At 72.2% G+C, this 5,006-nt stretch carries 6 protein-coding genes; 5 read left to right on the top strand and 1 reads right to left on the bottom strand.

Annotated elements, in window-relative coordinates; translation table 11 throughout:
* Positions 1-44 precede the first annotated feature (44 nt).
* Positions 45-836, bottom strand: a complete 792-nt coding sequence (locus JS521_RS20050; RefSeq protein WP_205084351.1) for a SigE family RNA polymerase sigma factor — start codon at positions 834-836, stop codon at positions 45-47.
* Positions 837-1,018: 182 nt separating this feature from the next.
* On the opposite strand from JS521_RS20050, the gene afsQ1 reads away from it, so the two are divergent.
* The 5 genes from afsQ1 to JS521_RS20025 all read left to right on the top strand — a co-directional run bounded on the left by afsQ1 (position 1,019) and on the right by JS521_RS20025 (position 4,860).
* Positions 1,019-1,696: a two-component system response regulator AfsQ1 gene (gene afsQ1, locus JS521_RS20045; protein WP_006127084.1), complete on the top strand. Its 678-nt coding sequence runs from the start codon at positions 1,019-1,021 to the stop codon at positions 1,694-1,696.
* A complete protein-coding gene (locus tag JS521_RS20040) occupies positions 1,693-3,222 on the top strand; it encodes an ATP-binding protein (RefSeq protein WP_205084350.1) in 1,530 nt (509 codons plus the stop codon). Before afsQ1 ends, JS521_RS20040 begins: the two co-directional genes overlap by 4 nt.
* Complete coding sequence (locus tag JS521_RS20035; protein ID WP_205084349.1) at positions 3,219-3,857, top strand: hypothetical protein; 639 nt, start codon at positions 3,219-3,221, stop codon at positions 3,855-3,857. Before JS521_RS20040 ends, JS521_RS20035 begins: the two co-directional genes overlap by 4 nt.
* A 129-nt stretch (positions 3,858-3,986) precedes the next feature.
* Entirely contained in the window at positions 3,987-4,559 is a 573-nt protein-coding gene (locus tag JS521_RS20030; protein WP_205084348.1) for a VanZ family protein, read from the top strand.
* A gap of 94 nt (positions 4,560-4,653) precedes the next feature.
* Positions 4,654-4,860 (top strand): PspC domain-containing protein, encoded by a 207-nt coding sequence (locus JS521_RS20025; protein ID WP_030576079.1) that lies wholly within the window; start codon positions 4,654-4,656, stop codon positions 4,858-4,860.
* The last annotated feature ends 146 nt before the right edge of the window (positions 4,861-5,006 follow it).

The following is a 5,006-nucleotide window of genomic DNA, read 5'->3' as shown; positions in this document are numbered from 1 at the left end:
GCTCCCCCGTGGCCCCCGCCTCCCCCGAAGCGGAGGGCCCTGCCTCAGGCCACCAGCTCGCCGAAGGACTCCTGCTCGTCACGTCCGAAGCTGAGGACCTCGTCCTCGCGCAGCCGGCGCAGGGAGCGCCAGATGCTCGACTTCACCGTGCCGACACTGATGTCGAGGATGGACGCGATCTCCGGGTCGGTGCGGCCCTCGTAGTACCGCAGGACCAGCATCGTGCGCTGGAGTTCGGGCAGCCGGGCGAGCGCCTGCCACAGCACCGCCCGCAGCTCCGTGCCGCGCATCGCGTCCGTGTCGCCCACCGTCTCCGGCAGCTCCTCGGTCGGGTATTCGTTGAGCTTGCGCCTGCGCCAGGCGCTGATGTGCAGGTTGGTCATGGTGCGGCGCAGATAGCCGCCGACCGCCGCCTTGTCGCTGATCCGGTCCCAGGCCCGGTACGTCGAGAAGAGGGCGCTCTGCAGCAGGTCCTCGGCCTCGAACCGGTCACCGGTCAGGTGGTAGGCGGTCGCGTACAGGGAGGCCCGTCGCTCCTGGACGTAGGCCGTGAACGCCGCTTCGGCGTCCGCGTTCTCCGCCCCCGTGGTGCGATCCCCCGTGGCCTTCCCGTACGCGCTTCCCCCGTTGCCCCCCACATCCCCCGTGGGTGCGTCAACCACCGTCATGTACGTCGAACGCGGCTGCTCCGCGGTCGACTGCGACGGCAGATGCTGACGCCCGATGCCTCGAACACACCCCCGTACGTTCACGGCACCGGACTTCTCCGTGCTCCGCCCGATGTCGTGGAGGCGCGTGACAACTGCGCTTGAGCTGGTGCTGTGCAGTGCGTTCATCTCGCGCCCCCTATCGGTGGAGTCCGTTCGTCTCCTGCTGACCAAGAGCTTGCCGGGGCAGTTTCATGGCGCTGTCCCCCGACTGTCACAGGCCTGTCACAGGGGCAGTTGCGGCCGTGCCCGGACAATCGGACCGGACCACAGGTCGAACTGAAGCGCCACCATGGGCCAGAATGACGTCCGTGCCTTTCCTGTTGCTGATCGAGGACGACGACGCCATCCGCACGGCCCTCGAACTCTCGCTGTCACGCCAGGGCCACCGTGTGGCCACCGCGGCGACGGGAGAGGACGGCCTGGAGCTGCTGCGCGAGCAGCGGCCCGACCTGGTCGTGCTGGATGTGATGCTGCCCGGGATCGACGGTTTCGAGGTGTGCCGGCGGATCCGCCGCACCGACCAACTGCCGATCATTCTGCTGACCGCGCGCAGCGACGACATCGACGTCGTGGTGGGACTGGAGTCCGGCGCGGACGACTATGTGGTGAAACCCGTCCAGGGCCGGGTGCTGGACGCCCGGATCCGGGCGGTGCTGCGCCGCGGGGAGCGCGAGTCCACCGACTCGGCGACCTTCGGCAACGTGGTGATCGACCGCTCCGCCATGACCGTCACCAAGGACGGGGAGGATCTGCAGCTCACGCCGACCGAGCTGCGGCTCCTGCTGGAGTTGAGCCGCCGGCCCGGCCAGGCCCTGTCCCGGCAGCAGTTGCTGCGTCTGGTGTGGGAGCACGACTACCTGGGCGACTCCCGGCTGGTGGACGCCTGTGTGCAGCGGCTGCGCGCGAAGGTGGAGGACGTGCCGTCCTCGCCGACCCTGATCCGTACGGTGCGGGGCGTGGGCTACCGGCTGGACTCGCCTCAGTGACCGAATCCGCCAAGCGGTCCCTGCGTGCGGGGCTGCGCTGGACCAGTCTGCGGCTGCGGCTCGTCGTGGTGTTCGCGCTGGTGGCGCTGGTCGCCGCGGCGTCCGCCTCGGGCATCGCGTACTGGCTCAACCGCGAGGCCGTGCTGACCCGTACGCAGGGCGCCGCGCTCGACGACTTCCGGCGGCAGATGCAGGAGACGGCGGCCGCGCTGCCGACTCGGCCCACCAAGGACGATCTCCAGCGGGCCGCCGGGGAGATGGCGTCCAGCAGCCCGGGCTACAGCGTGCTGCTGGAGGCCGAGCGGGAGCGCGGCAAGCCGATCGTGGGCTACTCCGACCTGGACACCTTCACCCGGGCCGACGTGCCGGACTCGTTGCAGGAGCAGGTCGCGCACAAGCAGCCGCTGACGTCGAGCAACGAGCACGAGTACCACCTGTTCTGGCAGCGTACGAGCATCGCGGGGACGCCGTATCTCGTGGCCGGTACGCGGATCATCGGCGGCGGCCCGACCGGTTACATGCTCAAGTCCCTCGACCAGGAGCGGCAGGACCTCAACTCGCTGGCCTGGTCGCTGGGGATCGCCACCGCCCTCGCGCTGGTCGGCTCGGCGCTGCTCGCGCAGGCCGCCGCGACGACGGTGCTGCGCCCGGTGCAGCGGCTCGGTGACGCGGCCCGCAAGCTCGGCGAGGGCAAGCTCGACACCCGGCTCACGGTCTCCGGAACGGACGAACTCGCCGATCTCTCACGTACGTTCAACAGGACGGCCAGCTCGCTGGAGAAGAAGGTCGCCGACATGAGCGCCCGGGAGGAGGCGAGCCGCCGGTTCGTCGCCGACATGTCGCACGAGCTGCGTACGCCGCTGACCGCGATCACCGCGGTGGCCGAGGTGCTGGAGGACGAGGCGGACACCCTCGATCCGATGATCGCGCCCGCCGTGCATCTGGTGGTCAGCGAGACCCGGCGGCTGAACGACCTGGTGGAGAACCTGATGGAGGTGACCCGCTTCGACGCGGGCACCGCCCGGCTCGTCCTGGACGACGTCGACGTGGCCGACCAGGTGACCGCGTGCATCGACGCGCGGGCCTGGCTGGACGCGGTGCACCTGGACGCGGAGCGCGGCATGATGGCCCGGCTCGATCCGCGCCGGCTGGACGTGATCCTGGCCAATCTGATCGGCAACGCCCTCAAGCACGGCGGTTCACCGGTGGGCGTCCGGGTGCGGACCGAGGGCGAGGAGCTGGTCATCGAGGTACGGGACCACGGTCCGGGCATCCCCGAGGACGTACTGCCGCATGTCTTCGACCGGTTCTACAAGGCGAGCGCCTCCCGGCCGCGGTCGGAGGGCAGCGGGCTCGGCCTCTCCATCGCCATGGAGAACGCGCACATCCACGGCGGTGACATCTCGGCGGCGAACTCCCCGGACGGCGGTGCCGTGTTCACGCTGCGGTTGCCGCGTGACGCCGAGAGGATCGTACGGAACGACGAACCGGGCGCGGGCGCACCGGGCGAGGACGGGGCGACGTGAAGCGCGGCGATGTCACGTACCGGAGGCGGGGCGCTCCGCGAGGGCGGCCGGCCGTCTCCCTCGTCGGCCTGCTGGCGGTCGCGGCGCTGGTTGCCGGGTGCGGGATCCGGACGACCTCCGTGCCGGTGGACGCGGGGGCCGCGCCCTCCCGGGTGCCGTGCCGGGTGTCCCCCTCGGACGTCAGCACCCGGTCGCCGGACAGCGTGAGCGCCGATGTGTATCTGGTGTGCGCCTCGCAGCTGGTCACCGTGGACCGTCCGATGCCGGCGGACGCCGGCGGCGCCGAGCCGGTGGAGGTGGCCCGCGCGCTGCTGACGGAGGTCCAGCGAGCGCCGTCCGCGGGCGAGCGGCGGGCCGGGTTCAGCACCGCGGTTCCGGCGGGGCTCCGGGTGGATCCGTCCCGGGACGGCGATCCGGCGGGCACGCTGCGGCTCAGCAGCCAGCCGGAGGACCTGTCGGCGGAGGCGCTGGCGCAGCTGGTGTGCACGTACGCGGAGAGCGATGCGCTGGCAGAGGACGGCTCGGTGGTGCTGGGCGGGCCCGGGGACTACCCGCCGCGCGGCTATCTGTGCACCTCGCAGACGAAGTCCCGGCCGGGGGATCTGGCCACGCCGGACGCCCTCCGGCTGGACTGACGCCGGTCTCGCCGGTCTCGCCGGGGCCGGGCGGGGAGGGGTCGGGAAGGGCTGAGCGGGGCGCGCGGGGCGTCCGTACCCGGCCGGCCCCGACCGTACGGAACCGATCCTGCCGGTCGTGGCGTCTTGGTGGGCGTGCGTCACAGTTCGGACGGTCAGACCGTCATCCACTTCCGCGCGGCGGGCGTCACTCTCCTTGTCGCGCATCTGCTGTTCGTCGGGTGGCTGACGCTGCGCCCGCTGGACGTCCCCTGGATCACGGCGGCGAATTTCGAGCCGCTCGCCGGGATCAGGGCGGACCTCGCGCTCGGACCGGCCGAGGCGGCCCGTCGGATCGGCGGGGCGCTGTTCCTGCTGGCTCCGCTCGGGGTGCTGCTGCCGATGGCCGGGGGGCGGATCTTCGTCTCCCCCTGGGTCTCGCTGCTGCGTACCGTCGCCGCCGGGGCGCTGATCTCGCTCGCCATCGAACTGGGCCAGACCGGGGTGCCGGGGCAGGTCGTCGACATCGACTCGCTGCTGCTGAACACCACCGGGGTGGTGCTGGTCCATCTGCTGGTCGTCCCGCTCTGCCGGGCGCGGCTGCGCCGCCGGGGACTGCCCGGGGTCCGCGACCTGCCCTGCTACCGCCACGAGACCCGACTCAGGGACGAGGCCCCTCAGGGGTCGACCCCGACGATTACCGGGGTCGGCCTCGCCCCGTAGAGCGATGCTTTGTCACCCTTCGGCGCGGCACCATGGATACATCGGGGAGCAGAGGAAGCTGCTCCCGCCGCAACGGTTCGCGAAGGAGCCCACCATGGCCGCACTTGTCCGCCCCCGCGAAGGCCGCATGATCGGCGGAGTGTGCGCGGGCCTCGCCCGGCGCTTCGGGACGTCGGCGAGCACGATGCGCGTGATCTTCGTCGTGTCCTGCCTGCTGCCCGGCCCGCAGTTCCTGCTCTACCTGGCGCTGTGGGCGCTGCTGCCCTCGGAGAAGTCCGCCTCCTCCGCGACGGCCTGGTGACGCGACCGGCCGAGGCGGCCTCGTACATGACCGTGGGGGGGGGGGGGGGGGGGCGGGGCCGGCGGCGCGGCGGGGCCGCGCGCGGCGGCGCCCCCCGCGCCCGCCCACGGGCCCCCGCTGGGGGCCCACGACTGGTCGGGTGGGGG

This window comes from Streptomyces durocortorensis, assembly GCF_016901035.1.
GTDB lineage: Bacteria > Actinomycetota > Actinomycetes > Streptomycetales > Streptomycetaceae > Streptomyces > Streptomyces durocortorensis.
This window is presented reverse-complemented; position numbering and strand designations above follow the sequence as displayed.